This is a genomic window from Kocuria sp. UBA5001 (assembly GCF_002398425.1).
Lineage (GTDB): Bacteria > Actinomycetota > Actinomycetes > Actinomycetales > Micrococcaceae > Kocuria > Kocuria salsicia.
The window spans coordinates 105,792-130,316 of sequence record NZ_DGYR01000010.1 but is presented as its reverse complement, the minus strand read 5'-3'; the positions used below and the strand labels follow the sequence as shown (position 1 = coordinate 130,316).

Genomic DNA, 24,525 nt, shown 5'->3' with positions numbered 1-24,525 from the left:
CCGCAATGGGGCGGACACCGCGCGTCACACGGATCTCACGACGTCCGCTGCACACCCACCGAGTGTTCCCCGGGCTTTGTCGACGCACCAGACCTGCCCACCCCTCGGTGAGGAGCTCCCACATGAGCAGCCAGCACACCCGGACCACGGGACCCGAGAGCGCACCTGTCACGGACGAGTCCCGTGACGTGCCCACAGAGCCCACGGACGGCGGCGCGCCGGTCGTCTCCCCGTTCGAGCGCTTCTCCGCCGTCCCCCAGGACAGCGGCCTGTACCACCGCGAGGACGAGAAGGACGCGTGCGGCCTCGCTGTGGTCGCGACCCTCGACGGCGTGGCCTCGCACGAGATCGTCGACGCCGCCCTGACGGCCCTGCGCAACCTCGAGCACCGCGGTGCTGTGGGCGGTGACGAGGGCACGGGCGACGGCGCCGGGATGCTCACGCAGATCCCGGACGAGTTCCTGCGCCAGGAGGTCGACTTCCCCCTGCCGCCGCAGGGTGCCTACGTGGTCGGCACAGCCTTCATGCCTGCCGGGGGCAAGCACCTGGAGGACCTCAAGCGCTCCCTCGAGGAGCTCGCGCGCATGGAGCAGCTCACGGTGCTCGGCTGGCGCGACGTCCCCATCGTCGACGACGCCATCGGCGCCTCCGCGCGCGCCGTGATGCCCACGTTCGTGCAGCTCTTCGTCTCGGACCGCAGCCACAACGAGCGCGCCGCATCCCTGTTCGCCCGCGACGCGACGTCGTACGACCCCGTGGCCGCGCAGCGGGAGCTGGACCAGAAGGCGTTCCGCGTGCGCAAGCGCGCACAGAACAAGTTCGGCGTGTACTTCCCGTCCTTCTCCTCGCGCACCCTCGTCTACAAGGGCATGCTGACCACCGCGCAGCTCGAGCCGTTCTACCCGGACCTCTCGGACCCGCGCTACACGACCAAGCTGGCTGTGGTGCACTCACGGTTCTCCACCAACACGTTCCCGTCCTGGCCGCTCGCGCAGCCCATGCGCACGCTGGCCCACAACGGCGAGATCAACACCGTGGTGGGAAACCGAAACTGGATGCGCGCCCGGCAGTCGTCGATGTCCGGGGCGGTGCTGGGCCGCCAGCCCGAGGACCTGTTCCCCATCTGCTCGGAGGGCGCCTCCGACTCGCAGTCACTGGACGAGGTCGCGGAGCTGCTGCAGCTCTCGGGCCGTCCCGTGACCGAGACCATGCTGATGCTCATCCCGGAGGCGTGGCAGAACCACGACACCATGGACCCGCAGCTCAAGGCGTTCTACCAGTACCACTCCACGCTCATGGAGCCGTGGGACGGCCCGGCGTGCGTGTCCTTCACGGACGGCGTGCGCGTGGGCTCCGTGCTGGACCGCAACGGGCTGCGCCCCGGGCGGTTCTGGCAGACCGAGGACGGTCTGGTGATCTTCGCGTCCGAGGTGGGCGTGGTGGACGTGGGGGACCGCCGGATCGTGCGGAAGGGCCGCGTCTCGCCGGGAACGATGTTCCTCGTGGACACGGACGAGGGCCGGATCATCGAGGACAGCGAGATCAAGGCCGAGCTCGCTGCCGCGAAGCCCTGGCAGGACTGGGTCCGCGAGTCCGTGCTGCCGATCGCCGAGCTGCCCGAGCGCGAGCACATGACCCACCCGGCGCACTCGGTGCGGCTGCGCCAGAAGACCTTCGGCTACACGGAGGAGGAGCTGAAGATGATCATCGGCCCCATGGCGCTGGCCGGGGCCGAGCCGATCTACGCCATGGGCACCGACACCCCCGTGGCCGTGCTCTCCAACCGCTCCCGGCTGCTCTACGACTACTTCGTGCAGTCCTTCGCGCAGGTCACCAACCCGCCGCTGGACGCCATCCGCGAGGAGCTGGTCACCTCCATGGCCGGGTCCGTGGGGCCCATGGCCAACATGCTCTCCACGCAGCAGACGCGGACCCGTCAGATCCACCTGACCTTCCCGGTGATCGACAACGACCAGCTGGACCAGTTCGTGCACCTGGACGACGAGGACGGCGTGCCGCTGAGCCTGCGCGTGCGGGGGCTCTACCGGCCCATGGACGGGGCGGAGTCCCTGCGGAGCCGGATCGCTGAGATCTGCGAGAAGGTCTCCGCGGCGGTCAACCGCGGCGTTCAGTTCGTGATCATCTCCGACCGTGACTCCAACGCCGTCTGGGCCCCGATCCCGTCCCTGCTGCTGACCTCCGCCGTGCACCACCACCTGCTGCGCTCGGCGACCCGCACGAAGGTCGCGCTGATCGTGGAGTCCGGCGACGTCCGCGAGGTCCACCACGTGGCCCTGCTGCTCGGCTACGGGGCCTCTGCGGTGAACCCCTACCTGGCCATGGAGTCCGCCGAGGAGCTCGTGCGGCGCGGTCAGGTCAAGGGCGTCACCGAGGAGCAGGCCGTGGCCAATCTCCTCAAGGCCCTGGGCAAGGGCGTGCAGAAGATCATGTCCAAGATGGGCATCTCCACGGTGCAGTCCTACTGCGGCGCGCAGACCTTCGAGGCGCTGGGACTCTCCAGCGAGCTTGTGGAGGACTACTTCGCGGGCACCCGCACCCAGATCGAGGGCGTCGGCCTGGACGTGATCGCCGCAGAGACCCAGTCCCGCCACCGGCTGGCCTACCCGGAGGACGGGGTCACCGAGCCCCACCGTGACCTGGCAACCGGCGGCGAGTACGACTGGCGCCGCGAGGGGCCGCGCCACCTCTTCGACCCGCACACCGTCTTCCGGCTGCAGCACGCCACGCGCACCGGGCGCTACGACATCTTCAAGTCCTACACGTCCCGCGTGAACAGTCAGGCGAAGGAGATCGCGACCCTGCGCGGGCTCATGAGCTTCGCCTCCACGCGCGAGCCCGTGGACATCGACGAGGTCGAGCCCGTGAGCGAGATCGTCAAGCGGTTCTCCACCGGTGCCATGAGCTACGGCTCCATCTCCATGGAGGCCCACGAGACGCTCGCGATCGCCATGAACCGGCTGGGCGGCAAGTCCAACACGGGCGAGGGCGGTGAGGACCCCGAACGGCTCGTGGACCCCGAGCGCCGCTCGGCGGTCAAGCAGGTGGCCTCCGGGCGCTTCGGTGTCACGAGCCTCTACCTCGCCTCCGCGGACGACCTCCAGATCAAGATGGCCCAGGGCGCGAAGCCCGGTGAGGGCGGTCAGCTGATGGCACAGAAGGTCTACCCGTGGATCGCGCGCACGCGCCACTCCACCCCGGGTGTGTCACTGATCTCTCCGCCCCCGCACCACGACATCTACTCGATCGAGGACCTCGCGCAGCTGATCTACGACCTCAAGCGTTCGAACCCCCGTGCGCGCGTGCACGTCAAGCTCGTCTCAGAGCGGGGGATCGGCACGGTCGCGGCGGGCGTGACCAAGGCCAAGGCCGACGTCGTGCTGGTCTCCGGCCACGACGGCGGCACCGGCGCGGCACCCCTGAACTCCCTCAAGCACGCGGGGATGCCCTGGGAGCTGGGCCTTGCCGAGGCCCAGCAGACGCTGCGGCTCAACGGGCTGCGGGAGCGCGTGGTCGTGCAGGCGGACGGGCAGCTGAAGACGGGGCGCGACGTCGTCGTGGCCGCGCTGCTCGGCGCGGAGGAGTTCGGCTTCGCCACCGCGCCGCTCGTGGTGGAGGGCTGCATCATGATGCGCAAGTGCCACCTGGACACGTGCCCCGTGGGCGTGGCCACCCAGAACCCGGAGCTGCGCCAGCGCTTCACCGGCAAGGCCGAGCACGTGGTGAACTTCTTCGAGTTCATCGCCCAGGAGGTTCGTGAGCTGCTCGCGGAGCTCGGCTTCCGCAGCATCGAGGAGGCCGTGGGCCACGCCGAGGTGCTGCGCACCCAGGAGGCCGTGGCGCACTGGAAGGCCAAGGGCCTGGACCTCAGCCCGGTGCTGGACTCCTTCCGCGCCGAGGGCGTCAAGGACGGGCTGCGCAACACGACCACCCAGGACCACGAACTCGACAAGCACTTCGACAACCGGCTCATCCCGCTGGCGGGACCGGCGATCGAGTCCGCGGAGCCCGTGCGGATCCAGGAGCGGGTCATCAACACGGACCGTGCGGTGGGCACCATGCTCGGTTACACGGTCACGAATGCGCTCGGCCTGCAGGAGCTGCCGGACGACACGATCGATGTGACCCTGACCGGTGAGGCCGGGCAGTCCCTCGGGGCGTTCATCCCGCGCGGGATCACGCTCCGGTTGGAGGGCGACGCGAATGACTACACGGGCAAGGGCCTGTCCGGCGGGCGGATCGTCGTCCGCCCGCCGCGGGACGCCGGGTTCGTTGCCCACGAGAACGTGATTGCCGGCAACGTGATCGGCTACGGCGCGACGAGCGGCGAGATGTTCTTCAACGGCGTGGTCGGTGAGCGCTTCCTGGTCCGCAACTCCGGTGCCACGGCGGTCGTCGAGGGCATCGGGGACCACGGCTGCGAGTACATGACCGGTGGCGTCGCAGTTGTTCTGGGCGAGACCGGGCGCAACTTCGGCGCGGGCATGTCCGGTGGCGTGGCCTACGTCCTGGACCTGGACGAGCTGGACGTCAACAAGCAGGCGCGGGAGAGCGGTGACCTGCAGCTCGAGCACCTGGACGCGCAGGACCGCGAGCTGCTGACCGCGCTGGTCAAGCGCCACGGGGAGGAGACCGGCTCGGAGTTCGCCCGCGAGCTGCTCGCCGATCCGCGGGCGATCGCGGAGCGCTTCACCAAGGTGCTGCCGCGCGACTACTCCGCGGTGCTCGCGCTGCGCAACGAGGCCGAAGCCGCTGGGGACGACCCGGACGGCGACGGCACCTGGCACAAGATTCTGGAGGTGACCAGCCGTGGCTGATCCCCGTGGTTTTCTCAAGGTCCGCACGCGTGAGGACCGCCCCAAGCGGCCGGTCCCCGTCCGGCTCATGGACTGGAAAGAGGTGCAGCAGCGACAGGAGGCGGGCACCATGCACGAGCAGGCCGGGCGCTGCATGGACTGCGGCGTGCCGTTCTGCCACCAGGGCTGTCCGCTGGGCAACCTGATCCCGGAGTGGAACGACCTCGTGTGGCGCGAGCAGTGGGCCGAGGCCTCCGAGCGCATGCACGCGACAAACAATTTCCCGGAGTTCACGGGCCGCGTGTGTCCCGCGCCGTGCGAGTCCTCGTGCGTGCTGGGCATCAACCAGCCGGCCGTGACCATCAAACAGGTCGAGTACGCGATCGGCGAGAAGGCGTTCGACGACGACCTCATCACCCCGTACATCCCGCAGCGTCTCGTGGGCAAGACGGTGGCCGTGGTGGGCTCCGGGCCGGCAGGCCTCGCCGCCGCGCAGCAGCTCACCCAGGCCGGGTTCACCGTTGCGGTCTACGAGCGCGACGACGCCATCGGAGGTCTGCTGCGCTACGGCATCCCGGACTTCAAGCTCGAGAAGTCGGTCCTGGAGCGCCGCCTGGAGATCATGCGCCAGGAGGGCACCAAGTTCCGCGCCGGCGTGGAGATCGGCAGGGACATCACGTGGGACGTGCTGCGCCGTCGCTACGACGCCGTGATCGTCGCCACCGGTGCCACGCGGCCCCGCGACCTCGAGATCCCCGGCCGCGAGCTGGACGGCGTGCACTTCGCCATGGACTACCTCGTGCGCTCGAACAAGCACGTGGCGGGCCGGGAGGTCCCGGACCTGATCGATGCGAGGGGCAAGAACGTGATCGTCCTGGGCGGCGGAGACACGGGTTCCGACTGCATCGGTACGGCCCTGCGCCAGGGTGCGGCGTCCGTGACGTCGCTTGCGATCGGGCGCAAGCCCCCGGTGGACCGGGCGGACGAGGAGCCCTGGCCCATGATGCCGCGCGTCTTCGAGGTCTCCACGTCCCACGAGGAGGGCGGTGAGCGCACGTACCTGGCCTCGACCGTCGAGTTCGTGGGCGACGAGCAGGGCAGGCTCACCGGCCTGAAGGTCGCCGAGACCCAGTACCGCGAGGACGGTTCCCGCGTGCCCGCGCCCGGCACGGAGAAGGTGCTGCCGGCGGACCTCGTGTTCCTTGCGCTGGGCTTCACCGGCAACGAGTCGGACGAGCTCACCGAGCAGCTGCCCGTGGCCCTGGACCGGCGCAGCAACGTGGACCGGGACGAGACCTACATGACCGCGGTGGACGGGGTGTTCTCGTGCGGTGACGCCGGGCGGGGGCAGTCCCTCGTGGTGTGGGCCATTGCGGAGGGCCGCGCGTGCGCAGCCCACGTGGAGCGCCACCTGACCGGCCAGACCCGGCTGCCGGAGCCCGTGGAGCCCTCGGAGCGCGCCATCGACCTCAGCGTGTGAGACGCCGGCCCTCGTGTGCGGGCAGCCCGGCTGAGTGGCTGCGCGCCCGGGGGGGGAAGTGACGCACGGTGCACGGGCCCGTGAATGAGGTCGTACCCTTTCCCGGCGCGCGTTGCTAGAGTGGGGGAAGTCATCGGCGGAGCGGCCGCGGCCATGCAGCACTTCGTTGCAGGGCCCGGCCGCTTTGTCATGTGCGCCAACCATCCGCCATTCGAAAGGGAGTCACCCCATGCGTCGAGCGAAGATCGTGGCCACGATCGGCCCCGCCATTTCCTCGTACGAAAACATCACCCGGGCGATCGAGGCCGGGATGAACGTGGCTCGCCTGAACATGAGTCACGGCGACCACGACGTCCACAACGCCTCCTACGAGAACCTGCGCCGCGCGAGCCAGGAGCTCGACACCACCGTGGCGATCCTCGCGGACCTGCAGGGCCCCAAGATCCGTCTCGGCAACTTCGCGGACGGTCCCCACGACCTCGCGGTTGGCGACACGTTCACCATCACGGTCCGGGACATCCCCGGCACCAAGGAGATCTGCTCCACCACCCACAAGGGCCTGCCCGGAGACGTGAACGTGGGGGATCCGCTGCTCATCGACGACGGCAAGGTCGCGCTGCGCGCCACCGCCGTCTCCGACACGGACGTGACCACCGAGGTCGTCGTCCCCGGTCCCGTCTCCGACCACAAGGGCATCAACCTGCCGGGTGTGGCCGTCAACGTCCCCGCGCTGAGCGAGAAGGACGAGGCGGACCTGCGCTGGGCCCTGAAGCGCGGCGTCGACATCATCGCGCTGTCCTTCGTGCGCGACGCCAAGGACATCGACCGCGTGCACGAGATCATGGCGGAGGAGGGCGTCACGCTCCCCGTGATCGCCAAGATCGAGAAGCCCCAGGCCGTGGACGCGCTGCACGAGATCATCGACGCGTTCGACGGCATCATGGTCGCCCGCGGCGACCTCGGCGTGGAGCTGCCGCTGGAGGCCGTGCCGATCGTGCAGAAGCGAGCGATCGAGCTCGCCCGCCGCTGGGCGAAGCCCGTGATCGTGGCCACCCAGGTGCTCGAGTCCATGATCGACAACCCGCGCCCCACGCGCGCCGAGGCCTCCGACTGCGCGAACGCCGTGCTCGACGGCGCGGACGCCGTGATGCTCTCGGGCGAGACCTCGGTGGGCAAGTACCCCATCAAGACGCTCGAGACCATGTCGAACATCATTGTGGCCACCGAGACGCAGGGCATGGACCGCATGCCCCCGCTGGGCACCGAGCCCCGCACGCGCGGCGGCGCCATCACCCGTGCGGCGGTGACCATCGCCCGGCAGCTGGATGTGAGCTACATCTGCACGTTCACCCAGTCCGGTGACTCCGCGCGCCGCCTGTCCCGGCTGCGCCCGGACCGCCCGATCCTGGCCTTCACCCCCGAGCGCAGCGTGCAGTCCTGGCTGCAGCTGCTGTGGGGCGTGCAGCCCATCCGGGTGGAGCGCGTGGAGCACACGGACGACATGACCCGCCAGGTGGACCACTACCTGCTCGAGCACGAGCTCGCGAGCACCGAGGACATGGTCGTCATCTGCGCCGGATCGCCTCCCGGACACGCCGGGTCCACCAACCTGGTCAAGGTCCACCGCGTGGGCGACCTGCAGGACGCCGGAGAGGCCCCGCAGCGCGAGGAGCACGAGAAGGTGCGCCCGTGGGGGATCGACAAGCTCCAGGGCTCCGCGTCCTGGCGTGAGCCGTGAGCCGCTGACCGAGTGGTGACCCGCCGCGGCTGACACGCGGCGGGAGCACCGGGCCGACGGCGCGGAGTGCCGGATCGAGAGGATCCGGGCCCCGCGCCGTCGTCGTGCCCGGCGCGAGCGGGGAACGCGAGACACCGGTGGCCATCAAAACGGGGGACAGGGGGCGCCACAGCAACGTCGCGGCGTAGGCGAGGAACAGGACGTACCCACGAAAAAACGGCCCCGCGTCAACGAGGCCGTTCCCGCACCGCTCCGCAGAGCGGTTTCTGTGGTGCCCAAGGTGGGACTCGAACCCACACATGTTTCCATACCGCATTTTGAGTGCGGCGCGTCTGCCAATTCCGCCACTTGGGCCTGACCGCGGGGCTCCTGACATGGGGCGACCGCCGCCGGTGCGGCTCACAGCATACACGATGGGGGTTAGGCTGGAGCCGGTCGCCTCGCTCCTCGTGCAGCGGCCCGGAACCACCGAGACCACCCCATCCCGAACCAAGGAGATCCCGTGACGGATGCACCGAACACCCCGGAGCCCACTGCCCCGGAGGCCGGGGCCGAGGAGCCCGCCGCCGCCAGCACCGCGGCCAGGACGGTCGTGGTGGCGGAGGACGAGGCACTGATCCGAATGGACATCGTCGAGATGCTCGAGGATGCCGGCTACCGGGTCCTGGCGCAGGCGGAGAACGGTGAGCGTGCCGTCGCCCTGGCCACCGAGCACCGCCCGGACCTCGTGCTCATGGACGTGAAGATGCCTGTGATGGACGGAATCACGGCCGCGGAGCAGATCGCTGGCCAGCGGATCGCACCGGTCGTGCTGCTCACCGCGTTCAGTCAGCGGGAACTGGTGGAGCGCGCCCGCGAGGCCGGTGCCATGGCGTACGTGGTCAAGCCGTTCACGGTCGAGGACGTGGTCCCGGCCATCGAGATCGCCATCTCCCGGTTCGAGGAGATCAGGGCGCTCGAGGACGAGGTCTCGGACATGAAGGAGCAGTTCGCCACTCGCAAGCTCGTGGAGCGGGCCAAATCCCTGCTGCAGACCAAGATGGGCCTGTCCGAGCCCGAGGCGTTCCGCTGGATCCAGAAGACCTCGATGGACCGGCGCCTGTCCATGCGCGAAGTGGCCGAGGCCATCATCAGCCAGGTAGCCTGAACCGGCGTCCACCGCCGGTGCGACCCGCGCGCGTCGGGGGCTGGCCCTAGGATGGACCCGTGACTGAGACGAAGCAGCAGGCCGCCCAGGACGATCCCGCCATCCGCACCGTGGTGATCGGCGAGAAGACCGACTCCCCGCGGGAGGTCCCGCTGCCGGAGCCCGTCTCGCGGCCGGAGAAGCGACTGCTGCTGATCGACGGGCACTCCCTGGCGTTCCGCGCGTTCTTCGCGCTCTCCCGCGCGGCCGAGTACGGCGGGGGCCCCGGTTTCGTGACGTCCGAGGGTGTCCACACCGAGGGCGTCTACGGATTCGTGAACACCATGGTCAAGCTCGTGCGCGAGGAGAAGCCCACCCACCTGGTCGTCTCCTTCGACCTCGAGGGCCCTACCCTGCGCTCCCGGGAGTACGGGGAGTACAAGGGCGGCCGGGACGAGACCCCGGAGGAGTTCCACGGGCAGGTCCCCAACATCCGCCGCATCCTCGAGGCTGTTGGCATTCCGATCGTCACGAGCGAGGGCCACGAGGCGGACGACGTCCTGGCCACGCTCGCCACCACGGCCGCAGCCGAGGACTTCGAGGTGCTCGTGTTCTCGGGTGACCGGGACGCGTTCCAGATGATCACGGATCACGTGACGGTGGTCTACCCGGGCCGCACGCCGTCGGACCTGCGCCGCATGGACGCGCAGGCGGTCTTCGAGAAGTACAAGGTCGCCCCGCAGAACTACCCGGATCTCGCCGCGCTGACGGGGGAGACCGCGGACAACCTACCGGGTGTGCCGGGCGTGGGCCCCGGGTTCGCCGCCAAGTGGATCACCGCCTACGGACCCGTGGAATCCCTGCTGGAGCACGCCGGGAAGATCACCGGCAAGAAGGGCGAAGCGCTGCGCGAGAACGAGGACCTCGTGCGCCGCAACCGCAAGCTCAACCGGCTGCTCACGGACCTGCCGCTGGAGATCGACCTCGCGGACGCCGCCCTGCCGCACGCGGAGCCGGAGCGCGTCGCGGAGATCTTCGACGAGCTCGAGTTCGGCTCCCAGCTGCGCGGGCGCCTGCTGGACGCCTTCGGAACCGCCTCGGAGGGCGACGACGTCGCCACGGTCCCCGAGGTCACGGACGTCACCCGGGTGCGCACCGCCGCGGAGTTCACCGCGTGGCGGGACGGGCTCGCGGACGGCGCGGCCGCCGTCGTGCGGCGACTGGCGCTCGATCCCAAAGCCCCCTCCGGCAGGGAGGTCACGACGCTCATGCTCACGGGGGCGGACGGCGCGGCCGTGGACCTGGTCACCGCGGACCCGTCCCTCTCGACGGCCGTCGAGGAATGGCTCGCAGACCCGGCGGCGCCCAAGATCGTGGACGGTCTCAAGGACCTCTACCGTGGCCTGGCCCAGCGCGGGATCGAGCTCGCCGGAGTGGTGGACGACGTCCAGCTCTCCGGGTACCTGGTGCGCCCGGCACTGCGCAGCTACGAGCTGGAGGCGCAGCTGGCCCAGCACCTCGACGTCGAGGTGGCAGCGGTGGCCGCGGCGGAGACGTCCGGCGCGAAGGACCAGGGACAGACCGCACTGGACCTCGACACCGCCGGCGAGCAGGACGAGCTCGACGGCACCCCGGACGCGGAGCTCGTGCGCCAGGCTACCCTGGGTGGTGCGTGCCGTTCCCTGAGCGAGCACCTGCGGGGACTGCTCGAGGCGGACGGGCAGCTGCCGCTGCTCACGGAGCTGGAGATGCCGCTCGCGGTGATCCTCGCCCGCATGGAGGCGGCGGGGATCGCCGTGGACCGGCACGGGATCGACCGGCTGCACGAGGACCTGCAGCAGCCCATCGACCAGGCCTTCGAGCTCGCCCAGGCGCAGATCGACCACGAGATCAACCTGGGCTCCACCAAGCAGCTGCAGGCCGTGATGTTCGACGAGCTGGGCCTGCCCAAGACCAAGAAGACGAAGACCGGCTACACCACGGACGCCTCGGCCGTGGCTGACCTGCTGGGCCGGGTGGACCCCGAGACGCAGGGCTCACGCTTCCTCGTGGCGCTGATGAACTGGCGCGAGTACTCCAAGCTCAAGCAGATCGTGGCCGGACTGAGGGACGCGATCGCCGAGGACGGCCGCATCCACACCACCTACCAGCAGACCGTTGCCGCCACCGGGCGGCTGTCCTCCACCGGGCCCAACCTGCAGAACATCCCGGTGCGCACCGAACAGGGCCAGCGCATCCGGGACGTGTTCGTGGTGGGGGAGGACGCCCAGGGGCCTCTGGAGTGCCTCATGACGGCGGACTACTCCCAGATCGAGATGCGGATCATGGCCCACCTCTCCGGGGACGAGGGACTGATCGAGGCGTTCCGCGCGGGGGAGGACCTGCACCGCTTCGTGGGCTCCCGTGTGTTCGAGGTGGCGCCGGAGGAGGTCACCCCGGCCATGCGCTCCAAGGTCAAGGCCATGAGCTACGGGCTGGTCTACGGCCTGAGCTCCTACGGCCTCTCGCAGCAGCTGCACATCGGCGTGGACGAGGCCCGCACCATGATGAGCGGGTACTTCGAGCGCTTTGGCGGTGTGCGGGACTTCCTGCGCGGCGTCGTCGAGGAGGCCCGCTCCAAGGGCTATACCGAGACCATCGACGGGCGCCGCCGTTACCTGCCGGACCTCACGAGCGACAACCGCCAGGCCCGCCAGGCCGCAGAGCGCATGGCACTGAACGCGCCCATCCAGGGCTCGGCGGCGGACATCATCAAGAAGGCCATGATCGGCGTGGACCGCGCACTGCGCGAGGCCCGGCTGCGCTCCCGCGTGCTGCTGCAGGTCCACGACGAACTGATCGTGGAGGTGGCCCCCGGCGAGTCCGAGGCCGTCGAGGCGATTCTGCGCACCGAGATGGCCGGCGCTGCGGACCTCACCGTCCCCCTGGACGTGAATGTGGGCACCGGGCGCACCTGGCACCAGGCCGCCCACTGACGCACACCCCGGCACCGGCCCGCCCGGTGCTGACCGGCGCGAGCACTGCAGCGCGGTCCGCACACCGTTCCACGCACGTCCCCCGGCCGTCCCGCGGACTCCACCCGCGAGACGATCCCGTACAAGGAGGAGCACCATGACCACCACACCCCCGACCGACCAGCCGAGTGAGACGACCTACAGCGCGCGCGGGAGCAACTACGTGCTCCGCAAGTTCTTCGTGAGGGAGGGCGGTGTTGATGCCAACCCCGAGGCCGAGCAGTGGAACCGCGCGGTGGACCACGGCTTCCACGGGCCGGAGCCCACACGGGAGGCCACCGGCCACATCCTGGACTCCATGCGGAACTCTGGCGTCCGGCTGCGGGCCGCCTACACCGCGGACCCCGTCCCGGCCGCCGCCCTGGGCGCGGACCGCCCGGTGGCCACCTTCTGCTCATGGGACTCGGAACTCACGGTGTGCCCCGGTGTCGGCATCCCCGCGTGGCTGATCTCCGAGGTCACGGTGCGCCCCACGCACGCCCGGCGGGGGCTGCTGCGCCGGCTGATGACGGACGACCTCACCGAGGCCCACGAGCGGGGCTTCCCCGTGGCGGCCCTGACGGCGTCCGAGGCGACGATCTACGGTCGCTTCGGCTTCGGTGCGAGCACGTTCAACACCGAGATCACTGTGGACGCCCACACGCGGCTGCAGCTCAAGGCGCCCACGGTGGGCGCGGTGGAGATGGCGGACAACGAGGCCGTGGCCCGGCTCGCCCCGGAGATCTTCGCGCGGTTCCACGAGGGCACGGCCGGTTCAGTCACCCGCCAGGACAAGTGGTGGGGCCTGGTCTCTGGCGCGTGGGACTGGCACGCGGGCAAGGCGGATCCCGAGATCCGCACCGCGGTGCACTACGACGACGCCGGGCAGGCGGACGGCTACGTGAGCTACAAGTTTCTGCCCACTCAGGGCTTCGAGGGGGCCCTCAAGGTCGTGGACCTCGTCTCCCCCAGCTGGCAGGGCCGGATCGCCCTGTGGGAATACCTGTGCAACCTGGACCTTGTCACGGAGGTGCGCTATGGCAGCGCCCCCATGGAGGACCCGCTGATGTGGAGCATGGTGGACATGTCCAAGTACACGGTGCGCAAGCGCTTCGAGCGCGTGTGGCTGCGCGTCCTGGATCCCGTGGCGGCGCTGTCCGCGCGGCACTACACCTCCCACCGCCGGATCACGGTCTCGATCGTGGACTCGATGGGCTTCGCGGACGGGCTCTACGAGATCGACACCACCGGGACCGAGACCCGGGTCGAGCGTGTGGGGGAGCGGCCCCGCACGCAGGACGACCTCGAGGGCAAGTCGATGCCCGCCGTCGATCTGCCGGAGGGCGCGGACGTCGCGCTGAACGTGGACAGCCTGGGCTCCCTCTACCTCGGCGCGGTGAAGGCCTCCACGCTGTACCACGGGGGTCTGCTGAAGGTGCGGGACGCGGACGCGCTGCGGGACATCCAGGCCCTGATGTCCACGCCCACCGACCCGTACTGCATCTCCCCGTTCTGAGCCGATCGGCGCTGCCGGGCGACGCCCCGCCTCCGCATGCACGCGCCGTTCCAGGCTTGAACCCGACGTGGTCGGGCTCTAGACTGGAGCGGTGCGTGTATTCGCACGCCCGAAGCACCACATGAGTTCCCGGCCCACGTCCCATCGGGCGGAACCGGGAACGGCAAACCATCAAACCAATTCCATCGGAGTCCCTACTACATGACCACCACCACCCAGCAGGTTGCCGTCAACGACATCGGAACGGAAGAGGACTTCCTCGCCGCTGTCGACGCGACCATCAAGTACTTCAACGACGGCGACCTCGTGGAAGGCACCGTCGTCAAGGTCGACCGCGACGAGGTCCTCCTGGACATCGGGTACAAGACCGAAGGTGTCATCCCCTCGCGTGAGCTGTCCATCAAGCACGACATCAACCCCGACGATGTCGTGGCCGTGGGTGACGAGGTGGAGGCTCTGGTCCTCACCAAGGAGGACAAGGAAGGTCGCCTGATCCTCTCCAAGAAGCGCGCTCAGTACGAGCGCGCCTGGGGCGACATCGAGAAGGTCAAGGAGGACGACGGCGTCGTCACCGGCACCGTCATCGAGGTCGTCAAGGGCGGCCTCATCCTGGACATCGGCCTGCGCGGCTTCCTGCCCGCCTCCCTCGTGGAGATGCGCCGTGTCCGCGACCTTGCGCCGTACATCGGTCAGCAGCTCGAGGCCAAGATCATCGAGCTGGACAAGAACCGCAACAACGTGGTCCTCTCCCGCCGTGCCTGGCTCGAGCAGACCCAGTCCGAGGTGCGCGCCAACTTCCTGCAGCAGCTGCAAAAGGGCCAGGTCCGCACGGGCACCGTCTCCTCGATCGTCAACTTCGGTGCGTTCGTGGACCTGGGCGGCGTCGACGGCCTGGTGCACGTCTCCGAGCTGTCCTGGAAGCACATCGACCACCCCTCCGAGGTCGTCGAGGTCGGTCAGGAAGTCACCGTCGAGGTGCTGGACGTCGACATGGACCGCGAGCGCGTCTCCCTGTCCCTGAAGGCCACCCAGGAGGATCCCTGGCAGCTCTTCGCCCGCACCCACGCCCTGGGCCAGGTCGTGCCGGGCAAGGTCACCAAGCTGGTTCCCTTCGGTGCGTTCGTGCGCGTCGAGGACGGCATCGAGGGCCTGGTGCACATCTCCGAGCTGGCGCAGCGCCACGTGGACATGGCCGAGCAGGTCGTCTCCGTGAACGAGGAGCTTTTCGTCAAGGTCATCGACATCGACCTGGACCGTCGCCGCATCTCGCTGTCCCTCAAGCAGGCCAACGAGGGCGTGGACCCCGAGTCCACCGAGTTCGACCCGGCCCAGTACGGCATGGCCGCCGAGTACGACGAGCAGGGCAACTACAAGTACCCCGAGGGCTTCGATCCCGAGACCAACGAGTGGATCGAGGGCTACGAGGACCAGCGCGCGGCGTGGGAGGAGCAGTACGCTCAGGCCCAGTCCCGCTGGGAGGCCCACAAGGAGCAGGTGCGCAAGCACATCCAGGACGACCTGGAAGCCGCGACGACCACGTCGTCCTCCTCTTCCTCGTCGTCTTCGTCCTCCTCGCCGGCTCCGAGCCGCGCGTCCGGTCCCACGAGCTACTCCTCCGAGCAGTCGGCCGAGGACTCCGGCACGCTGGCCTCGGACGAGGCTCTGGCCGCGCTGCGCGAGAAGCTCACCGGTCACTGAGTCACGCGTGAGCGTCACCCCGCCGGTTCCGGTGGGTGACGCACGCTGACCGTCGCCGAGAGGCCCCGCACCCGTCACGGGTGCGGGGCCTCTCGCGTTTCCGGGGTGTCTCAGGTGTCCGGGGTGTCTTTCCTGCGCGGGGCCGTTGCCGCGCCACGTCGTGCGGGCAGCACGGTGGGAGAGCGGGGGCAGCACGGTGGGAGAGCGGGGGCAGACAGGACCCGTTCGACCGCGGCGGCGGCTCTGCGGGCAGGGGCCGGTGTGAGGGCACGTGCCCGAAAGAACGGGTGCGTCAGAGAGCAGGGACGTCCTGCCACGTGGGTTCCCCGGTCACGGGCTCCCCGTGTCCCGAGGTGACGGTGGCGAGGACGGCCCGGGCGGCGTCGAGCTCGGAGGGTGTGTCCGGCACGAGGACGTGGAGGATCGCGTGCTCGGACCCGTAGCTGGTGGGCTGCACGACGAGGTCGCGCGCCCGGATCTCGGCCTCCACGCGCCCGGCGTCCGCGTGCGGCACGGGCAGGGAGAGTTCGCGGCAGCGGACGCGCCGTATGAGGGGTGCGTCCTGGAGCGCGGCAGTGACGGCGCCGGAGTACGCGCGCACCAGGCCTCCCGCCCCGAGCTTGATCCCGCCGAACCAGCGGACGACGACGGCGCACACGTCCGAGAGGTCACCGGCCCCGTCCGCCTCGCGCTGCTTCGCCGTGAGGTGGGAGGACAGCGCCTGCAGAATTGGCACGCCCGCGGTGCCGGCCGGTTCGCCGTCGTCGGAGGAGCGGCCGATCTCACGGTGGGGGCCGACCAGGAACGCGGAGCAGTGGTGGCGCGCGTCGCGGTGCTCGGAGGCGGTGCGTGCGATGAACTGCCGGGCCTCGTCCTCGGTGTCCACGCGGGTGAGCAGGGCCAGGAAGCGCGACTTCTTGATCTCCAGCTCCGCCGAGTGGACGGTTCCCGCCCGGGGCACGGTGTACGACACGCGCGGGGCGGCGGCAGGTTCGGCGAAGAGTTCGGGGGACACGCTCCCAGTGTAGGGACGGGTGCTGGGCACCGCGCCGACCGCGGCGTCGTCGGCCGCTACAGTGGGTGCGGCCGGTCGCGGGACCGGGCCGTCCGACCCCATCCCCCAGCCGAAGGGCCCCTCCGTGCTCCACCGACTCCACGACCGACTCGGGCTGCGCACCACGCCCTCGATCTTCTTCGTCTCCGCGGCGCTCATCGTGGTGTTCACCGCCGCCATGGGGCTCTTCCCGGGCCCGGTGCAGGGCATCTTCGGGAGCATCGCCCACGTGCTGCGCTACCGCACCGGGTGGTTCTACACGTTCAGCGTGACGGCGCTGGTCATCTTCGCGGTGGGCCTGGCAGTGAGCCGCTACGGCCGCGTGAAGATCGGCGACGACGATTCCCAACCCACGTACTCGGGCCTCACCTGGTTCGGAATGCTCTTCGCGGCCGGCGTGGGTGCCGTGCTGATGTTCTGGGGCGTGGCCGAGCCCATCACCCACTACGCGAACCCGCCCATGTACGGGACGGAACCGGAGTCCGACCGCGCTGCGGTGGAGGCGCTGAACATCGCGAACTTCCACTTCGGCGTGCACATGTGGGCGATCCTCGCGGTGCCCGGCCTGGCGTTCGGGTACTTCACGTACAAGCGCAAGCTGCCGCCGCGGGTCCCCTCCGCCTTCCACCCCCTGCTCGGGGACGGGATCCACGGGCCGTGGGGAAAGGCGATCGACATCCTCTCCATCGTGGCCACGGTGTTCGGCCTGGCCGTCTCCGTGGGCCTGGGTGCACTGCAGATCAACAGCGGGCTCACGTACGTGTACGGGATCCCCATGGCCGGGTGGATCCAGGCGGCGATCATCGCCGTGATCACGGCGGTGGGCCTGGCATCCGTGCTCGCGGGCATGGAGAAGGGCGTCAAGCGGCTGTCCTACGCGAACATCGTGCTGGCCGTGGCCCTGCTGCTCTTTGTGCTCATGGCGGGCGCGTCCATGGACACGATGCGCGCGATCGTGGAGTCAGTGGGTGGTTACGCGCAGCAGCTGCCCACCCTCGCGTTGTTCAACGACACCTACGGGGGTGGCACGTGGTCCGGGGACTGGACAGTGTTCTACTGGGCCTGGACCGTCACCTGGGCGCCTTTCGTCGGCATGTTCGTCGCCAAGATCTCCCGCGGGCGCACCATCCGAGAGTTCGTGGTGGGGGTGCTTGGAGTGCCCTCGGCGTTCGTGGTCGTGTGGATGGCGATCTACGGCTACAACGCCATCCGGATCGACCGCGCCCCCGAGACGCGGGCAACGCTCACGGAGACCATCGTCACACAGGGCAATCCGGAGGCAGCTCTGTTCCAGTTCCTGCAGACCATGCCGTGGTTCGCGGTGACCGCGTTCGTGGCGCTGATCGTGATCACCATCTTCTTCATCACCTCCATCGACTCCGGTGCCCTGGTGATGGATGCTATGGCCAACGGCCACGAGGACGAGGGGCCCCGGCGGCAGCGGATCTTCTGGACGCTCGCGGTGGGTGCCGTCTGCACGGCGATCATTGCGACGTCGGGGGAGAACGGGCTCAACGCGCTGCAGGAGGTCATCATCGTGATCGGCGCTCCCGTGATGCTGCTCGAGGTGCTCCAGGCGGTCATGCTCCTGCAGGCGCTGCGCCAGGACGCGGGAACGGCACGGCCCATGCGCACACGGCAGTGGAAGCGCGTGCTGCCGGCCGAGGAGTACCACCGCCGCGCGCAGGAGGACGGCACGGCCGTCTCGGACTACGTGATCCGCCCTGAGTACGAGGTGGGCACGGAACCCGAGCACGACACCCACCAGCCGCGCACGTGGCACTGGCAGCGTGAGCGGGAGGGGCGCCCGGTCTACCAACTGGCGCTCACGGGGGGCGCGTCGTCGGGCAAGCGGACCGCGGCCCGGGCTTTCGAGGAGCTCGGCGCTGTGGTCCTGGACAGTGCCCAGATGTGGCAGGAGCTGCTGGAACCAGGGTCCGGCACGCGCGCGGAGGTCGAGCGGATCTTCGGGGAGCAGCTGCCCACGGCGGCAGACACCCCCGCGGCGGACGTCGCCGTCGCGCTTGACGAGCTCATGGCCCGCAACGAGACCGCGCGAGCCAGGGCCCATGAGCTGCTCATGCCCGAGATGCGCGAGAGCGCGCGGCGTCGGGCGCGTGAGGCGGGTACCGATCGCGTCATGGTCCAGGTGGTCAGGGATCCCCTGGAGGCGGAGCAGCGGGACCGCTTCGACCTCGTGGTCGCCGTGGAGGCGCCCGTTGAGGAGCGCGTGCAACGGCTGCGCCGCACGGAGGGCGTGGCGGCCGACGTCGCGTGGGACCTCGTCGACCAGGCCCCGTCGGACGGGGAGACCCGCGACGTCGCCGACCGCATGATCGTCAACGACAGGGACGTCGAGCGCGTCCGGGAGCAGGTGCGCGAGATCTGGCAGGATCAGATCCAGCCCGTCCTGGACCACGAGAGCACGGAAGAAGGCCACGACCATGAAGGAACTGTTCACCAGACCGGATCGCGCTGACGTGCTGCGCGTGGGGCTGACCGGGGGGATCGCCTCCGGGAAGTCCACGGTCTCGCGCCGGCTTGCGGAGCACGGCGCGCTCGTCGTGGACGCGGACGCGATCGCCCGCGAGCTGCAGGAACCCGGCGCGGTGGGTTACGAGGCGGTTCTCGAGCACTTCGGTCCGGCCGTGGTGCGCGACGACGGCGCCCTGGACCGCGCGGCGCTGGCCAGGATCGTCTTCGGGGACCCGGCTCAGCTCGAGGCGCTCAACGGGATCATGCACCCGCTCGTGCGTGCGCGCACGTCACGGCTGCTCGCCGACGTGCCACCGGGAGGGGTGGTGGTCCACGACATCCCCCTGCTCGTGGAGACCGGCCAGCACGAGCAGATGGACCGTGTGCTCGTGGTCGAGGCGCCGGAGGCCGAGCGCGTCCGGCGCATGGTCGAGGACCGGGGAATGGCCGAGCAGGACGCCCGACGCCGGATCGCCGCCCAGGCCAAGGACGAGGACCGGCGGGCGGTGGCCACCACCGTGCTCGAGAATACCGGCAGCATCGCGGAGCTGGAGGCGCAGGTGGACGAGTGGTGGAACCGGGAGGCGGCCTGAGACCGGGTCCTGGGAAGGCGCCGGAACCCGCGGGGCCCGCGGCGGTGCGCGGGCGTCGTCGTGTCTGAGCCTGCGCGTACCCTGATGCCATGTCGCTCGCCCAGAAGATCAACCGCGTGGTCGCCCCCTTCGAGGTCGTCTCCGAGTTCCAGCCCGCCGGTGACCAGCCCAAGGCCATCGCCGAGCTCGCCGAACGCATCCAGGGCGGTGAGAAGGACGTGGTGCTCATGGGCGCCACGGGAACGGGCAAGTCCGCCACCGCCGCGTGGCTGATCGAGGCCGTGCAGCGGCCCACACTGCTGCTCGTGCAGAACAAGACGCTCGCCGCGCAGCTCGCGAACGAGCTGCGGGAGCTGCTGCCCAACAACGCCGTCGAGTACTTCGTCTCCTACTACGACTACTACCAGCCGGAGGCCTACGTCCCGCAGACGGACACCTTCATCGAGAAGGACTCCTCCGTCAACGAGGAGGTCGAACGGCTGCGCCACTCCGCCACGAACTCCCTGCTCACCCGCCGGGACACCGTGGTGGTCTCCACCGTCTCGTGCATCTACGGCCTTGGCACGCCGGAGGAGTACGTCAAGCAGATGGTCACCCTGGCCGTGGGCCAGGAGATGGACCGGGACGCCCTGCTGCGCCAGTTCGTCAACATGCAGTACGTGCGCAACGACATGGACTTCCACCGCGGCACGTTCCGCGTGCGCGGGGACACCGTGGAGATCATCCCCATGTACGAGGAGATGGCGCTGCGCATCGAGTTCTTCGGGGACGAGATCGAGGCCATCTACACGCTGCACCCTCTCACCGGCGAGATCGTGAACGAGGAGCAGGAGATGTACGTCTTCCCCGCCTCGCACTACGTGGCCGGCGCCGAGCGCATGGCGGTGGCCATCGAGTCCATCCAGAAGGAGCTCCAGGAGCGGCTGCAGGAGCTGGAGTCACAGAACAAGCTCGTCGAGGCACAGCGACTGCGCATGCGCACGCAGTACGACCTCGAGATGATGGAGCAGATGGGCTACTGCAACGGCATCGAGAACTACTCCCTGCACATCGACGGCCGTCCCCGCGGCTCGGCCCCGCACTGTCTGCTGGACTACTTCCCGGACGACTTCCTGCTCATCATCGACGAGTCCCACGTGACCGTGCCTCAGATCGGCGGCATGTACGAGGGGGACATGTCCCGCAAGCGCACACTGGTGGAGCACGGCTTCCGGCTGCCCTCCGCCATGGACAACCGGCCCCTGAAGTGGGACGAGTTCCTGGAGCGCATCGGGCAGACCATGTACATGTCCGCCACACCTGGCCCGTACGAAATGTCCAAGGTGGACTCGGTGGTGGAGCAGATCATCCGCCCCACCGGGCTGGTGGACCCGCAGGTGATCGTCAAGCCCACCAAGGGCCAGATCGACGACCTCCTGGAGCAGATCGAGCTGCGGGTGGAGCGCAACGAGCGTGTGCTCGTGACCACCCTGACGAAGCGCATGGCCGAGGACCTCACCGAGTACCTCATGGAGCACGGGGTGCGCGTGCAGTACCTGCACTCGGACGTGGACACCCTCAAGCGCGTGGAGCTGCTGCGGGACCTGCGCATGGGCACGTACGACGTCCTCGTGGGCATCAACCTGCTGCGCGAGGGCCTCGACCTGCCGGAGGTGTCCCTGGTGGCGATCCTCGACGCGGACAAGGAGGGCTTCCTGCGCTCCACCACCTCGCTGATCCAGACGATCGGCCGAGCCGCCCGCAACGTCTCGGGCGAGGTCCACATGTACGCGGACAAGATCACGCGCTCCATGGACGTGGCGATCGAGGAGACGAACCGCCGCCGGGAGATCCAGGTGGCGTACAACAAAGAGCACGGGATCGACCCGCAACCCCTGCGCAAGAAGATCGCGGACATCACGGATCAGCTGGCCCGAGAGGACGAGGACACCCGTACCCTGCTGGCCCAGCGCTCCGCCGCGAACAACCACACCGCGCCGGTCAAGGGCAAAGACGGCGGTACGCGTGGCAGGGCCCCCGGCAGGGACCAGGCGGCAGCGGCAGCGGAGTCCAAGCTGCTGCGGGACGGTGTCGCGGCGGCCCCGGCCGAGGACCTGGTGCAGCTCATCGAGGAGCTCAGCGAGCAGATGCGCAATGCCGCGGCGGAACTGAAGTTCGAGCTCGCCGGGCGGCTGAGGGACGAGATCGCGGACCTCAAGAAGGAGCTACGCCGCATGAAGGACGCCGGGCACGCCTGAGCCCTCCTGAACCGTGCCTGGCGGCTCGGCGGTCGGGTACACTTCCACATCTGTGTGGTCCGTTCACGGGCTGCTCCCAGCAACGCTCTCGTCTAAGGGGTACTCGTGGAGATTTCCGGACTGCAGTGGGGGATCACCATCGCGGTGATCCTGGGCCTGCTCGCCTACGACTTCATCTTCCACGCGCGCAAGCCGCACGAGCCCACCATCAAGGAAGCGGCGCTGTGGACGAGCCTCTACGTGTCCCTCGCGCTGCTGTTCGGGCTGATCGTGCTGATCTGGGACGGGCCGGGCTTTGCGGCGGAGTACTACGCCGGGTTCATCACGGAGCAGGCACTGTCCGTGGACAACCTGTTCGTGTTCCTCATCATCATGGCGTCCTTCAAGGTGCCGCGGGCGGACCAGCAGAAGGTGCTGCTGTTCGGGATCGTGGTGGCGCTGATCGCCCGGACCCTGTTCATCTTCGTGGGGGCGGCAGCCATCAACCGCTGGTCCGCGCTGTTCTACGTGTTCGGCATCTTTCTCATCTACACCGCAGGCAACCTGGTCAAGGGCGAGGTCACGGACGTGGACGAGGAGGACGGCGCCAACAACGTCATGGTGCGCCTGGCCAAGCGTTTCCTGAAGACCACGGACGAGTACGACGGGGACAAGCTGTTCACCGAGGTGGACGGCAAACGCATGATGACCCCCATGCTCCTGGTCATGGTGGCGATCGGGCTCACCGACATCATGTTTGCGCTCGACTCGATCCCCGCGATCTTCGGGCTGACCCAGGAGACCTACATCGTCTTCACGGCCACCGCGTTCTCGCTCATGGGCCTGCGCCAGCTGTACTTCCTGATCGACGGGCTGCTGGACCGCCTCATCTACCTCTCCTGGGGCCTGGCGCTCATCCTCGGGTTCATCGGCGTGAAGCTCATCCTGCATGCGCTGCACGAGAACACCCTGTCCTTCATCAACGGGGGTGAGCCCGTGCACGTGGTCGAGGTGAGCACCGGGTTCTCGCTCGCCGTCATCATCGGTGTCCTGGTGCTGACCGTCCTCGCTTCGCTCTACAGCCCCAAGGGCCGTGCCGTGCGGATCATCAATGGGGCCCAGCTGTGGGCCGAGCGCTACCTCGACACCCCGGAGAGCGCTCCGGTGGAGGAACGCACCAAGGCGGCCCAGAAGATGAACAAGTACCGCGCGCAGCTGCCGAACGTGAAGGAGAAGTACCGGGACGAGCTCATCGAGTCCGAGACCCGCTACCACGACCTCCTCGAGCGGGCTCACGGTCTGCGGGAGCAGCGCATCGCGGACGCGAAGGGTCGCGCGCGGAACTGACCCCGCGGCCGGCCGGCGGCTCCGGTATGATCGACGGCAAGCAAGGGAGTATCCCTCACCTTCCGTGTCCGTCAGTACGTCCGACGCCATCGTCGGGCCGGGCACGGACCACGCCAAACCGCGCACTCCGGTCGTTGCACCGGACATCACGGGCGTGGGGGAGAGACTTGTGTGGTTTCTCGACCCGCAAGGAGACTCCCTGTGGAGATCACCTCCCTCCAGTGGGGCATCACGATTGCCCTGATCCTCGGCCTGCTGGCCTACGACTTCGTCTTCCACGTCCGCAAGGCGCACGAACCCACCATCAGGGAAGCGGCCATCTGGTCCGCTGTCTATGTGGGGATCGCGCTGCTCTTCGGGCTCGTGATCCTGTGGCTGGACGGCCCCACCCTGATGGCCGAGTACTACGGCGGCTACATCACGGAAAAGGCGTTGTCCGTGGACAACCTCTTCGTGTTCCTCATCATCATGGGCTCGTTCGCCGTGCCCCGCGCGGACCAGCAGAAGGTGCTGCTCTTCGGCATCGTCTTCGCACTCATTGCCCGCACCGCGTTCATCTTCGTGGGCGCCGCGGCGATCAACGCGTTCTCCTGGGTGTTCTACCTCTTCGGCCTGATTCTCATCCTCACGGCTGGCAACCTCATCAAGGGGGAGATCAGCGAGGGCAAGGAGGACGACGCCAACAACATCGTGGTGCGCCTGGCCCGGAAGGTCTTCCACACCACGGACTACTACGACGGCGACAAGCTCTTCACGGTCCACGAGGGCAAGCGCGCGCTGACTCCCATGCTGCTGGTCATGGTCGCGATCGGCGGCACGGACATTCTCTTCGCGCTCGACTCGATCCCCGCGATCTTCGGGCTGACCCAGGAGCCCTACATCGTCTTCACGGCCACGGCATTCTCGCTCATGGGCCTGCGCCAGCTGTACTTCCTGATCGACGGGCTGCTGGACCGCCTCATCTACCTGTCGTGGGGCCTCTCGCTCATCCTGGCGTTCATCGGTGTGAAGCTCGTCCTGCACGCCCTGCACGAGAACACGCTGCCCTTCATCAACGACGGCGCCCACGTGCCCGTGGTCGAGATCGGCATCGGAGCGTCTCTCGCCGTGATCATCTCGGTGCTCGTGATCACCGTGCTGGTGTCCCTCTACAGTCCCAAGGGGCAGGCGCTGCGCACCATCCAGCGCGTCCAGGACCTCACGGAGCGCTACCTGGCGCTGCCCGCGGGCGCACCGGCCGAGGAGCGCAACGCCCTCGCGCGGCAGATCGCCGAGGCGCACGCGCACTTCCCCCGGATCTCGGAGAAGCACAAGGACGAGCTGATCACGTCGCGGGCCCGCTTCCGCGCGATGCTGGAGACAGCGCGCGGCCAGCACCGGGAGTTCGCCGAGACCGGCCGGGTCAGCACGCCCTCCCCAGATCTCGACGCGGACCGCTGAGGGCCGACGACGCCGATCGACCCGGTCTGGGAGAC

Annotated in this window: 13 protein-coding genes and 1 tRNA gene; 12 read left to right on the top strand and 2 right to left on the bottom strand. The window is 69.1% G+C overall.

What is annotated here, in order from left to right; translation table 11 throughout:
* Positions 1–122: 122 nt before the first annotated feature.
* The 3 genes from gltB to pyk all read left to right on the top strand — a co-directional run bounded on the left by gltB (position 123) and on the right by pyk (position 8,032).
* Positions 123–4,835 carry a glutamate synthase large subunit gene (gene gltB, locus B3G12_RS06845; protein ID WP_258924117.1) on the top strand — a complete coding sequence of 1,571 codons (4,713 nt, stop codon included), beginning with the start codon at positions 123–125 and terminating at the stop codon, positions 4,833–4,835.
* Complete coding sequence (locus B3G12_RS06840; protein ID WP_144942636.1) at positions 4,828–6,294, top strand: glutamate synthase subunit beta; 1,467 nt, start codon at positions 4,828–4,830, stop codon at positions 6,292–6,294. Before gltB ends, B3G12_RS06840 begins: the two co-directional genes overlap by 8 nt.
* 229 nt (positions 6,295–6,523) lie before the next feature.
* Complete coding sequence (gene pyk, locus B3G12_RS06835; RefSeq protein WP_144942637.1) at positions 6,524–8,032, top strand: pyruvate kinase; 1,509 nt, start codon at positions 6,524–6,526, stop codon at positions 8,030–8,032.
* 269 nt (positions 8,033–8,301) lie between these two features.
* Here pyk and B3G12_RS06830 read toward each other — a convergent pair.
* A tRNA-Leu gene (locus B3G12_RS06830) sits at positions 8,302–8,386 on the bottom strand.
* 238 nt (positions 8,387–8,624) lie between these two features.
* Between B3G12_RS06830 and B3G12_RS06825 the strand changes: the two genes are divergently transcribed.
* The 4 genes from B3G12_RS06825 to rpsA all read left to right on the top strand — a co-directional run bounded on the left by B3G12_RS06825 (position 8,625) and on the right by rpsA (position 15,365).
* On the top strand, positions 8,625–9,179 hold the full coding sequence (locus tag B3G12_RS06825) for an ANTAR domain-containing response regulator (protein ID WP_260983367.1): 555 nt from the start codon (positions 8,625–8,627) through the stop codon (positions 9,177–9,179).
* A gap of 59 nt (positions 9,180–9,238) precedes the next feature.
* Positions 9,239–12,133, top strand: coding sequence for a DNA polymerase I (gene polA, locus B3G12_RS06820; protein ID WP_145009208.1), 2,895 nt, complete (start codon positions 9,239–9,241; stop codon positions 12,131–12,133).
* 136 nt (positions 12,134–12,269) lie between these two features.
* Positions 12,270–13,667 carry a GNAT family N-acetyltransferase gene (locus B3G12_RS06815; RefSeq protein WP_145009206.1) on the top strand — a complete coding sequence of 466 codons (1,398 nt, stop codon included), beginning with the start codon at positions 12,270–12,272 and terminating at the stop codon, positions 13,665–13,667.
* 201 nt (positions 13,668–13,868) lie between these two features.
* Positions 13,869–15,365 carry a 30S ribosomal protein S1 gene (gene rpsA, locus B3G12_RS06810; protein WP_055084751.1) on the top strand — a complete coding sequence of 499 codons (1,497 nt, stop codon included), beginning with the start codon at positions 13,869–13,871 and terminating at the stop codon, positions 15,363–15,365.
* A gap of 292 nt (positions 15,366–15,657) precedes the next feature.
* Here rpsA and B3G12_RS06805 read toward each other — a convergent pair whose 3' ends face one another.
* Positions 15,658–16,380, bottom strand: coding sequence for an IMPACT family protein (locus tag B3G12_RS06805; protein WP_244944656.1), 723 nt, complete (start codon positions 16,378–16,380; stop codon positions 15,658–15,660).
* A gap of 124 nt (positions 16,381–16,504) precedes the next feature.
* On the opposite strand from B3G12_RS06805, the gene B3G12_RS06800 reads away from it, so the two are divergent.
* From B3G12_RS06800 to B3G12_RS06780, 5 genes are all read left to right on the top strand, one after another.
* Entirely contained in the window at positions 16,505–18,898 is a 2,394-nt protein-coding gene (locus B3G12_RS06800; protein WP_290499779.1) for a dephospho-CoA kinase, read from the top strand.
* Positions 18,864–19,487 carry a dephospho-CoA kinase gene (gene coaE, locus B3G12_RS06795; protein WP_244944655.1) on the top strand — a complete coding sequence of 208 codons (624 nt, stop codon included), beginning with the start codon at positions 18,864–18,866 and terminating at the stop codon, positions 19,485–19,487. The genes B3G12_RS06800 and coaE overlap by 35 nt, the downstream gene beginning before the upstream one ends.
* 89 nt (positions 19,488–19,576) lie before the next feature.
* On the top strand, positions 19,577–21,724 hold the full coding sequence (gene uvrB, locus B3G12_RS06790) for an excinuclease ABC subunit UvrB (RefSeq protein ID WP_145009200.1): 2,148 nt from the start codon (positions 19,577–19,579) through the stop codon (positions 21,722–21,724).
* 105 nt (positions 21,725–21,829) lie between these two features.
* Complete coding sequence (locus tag B3G12_RS06785) at positions 21,830–23,050, top strand: TerC family protein (protein ID WP_290499778.1); 1,221 nt, start codon at positions 21,830–21,832, stop codon at positions 23,048–23,050.
* Between the two features lie 201 nt (positions 23,051–23,251).
* The gene (locus tag B3G12_RS06780; RefSeq protein ID WP_144942644.1) at positions 23,252–24,490 is read left to right on the top strand and encodes a TerC family protein; all 1,239 of its coding nucleotides are present in this window, start codon (positions 23,252–23,254) and stop codon (positions 24,488–24,490) included.
* The last annotated feature ends 35 nt before the right edge of the window (positions 24,491–24,525 follow it).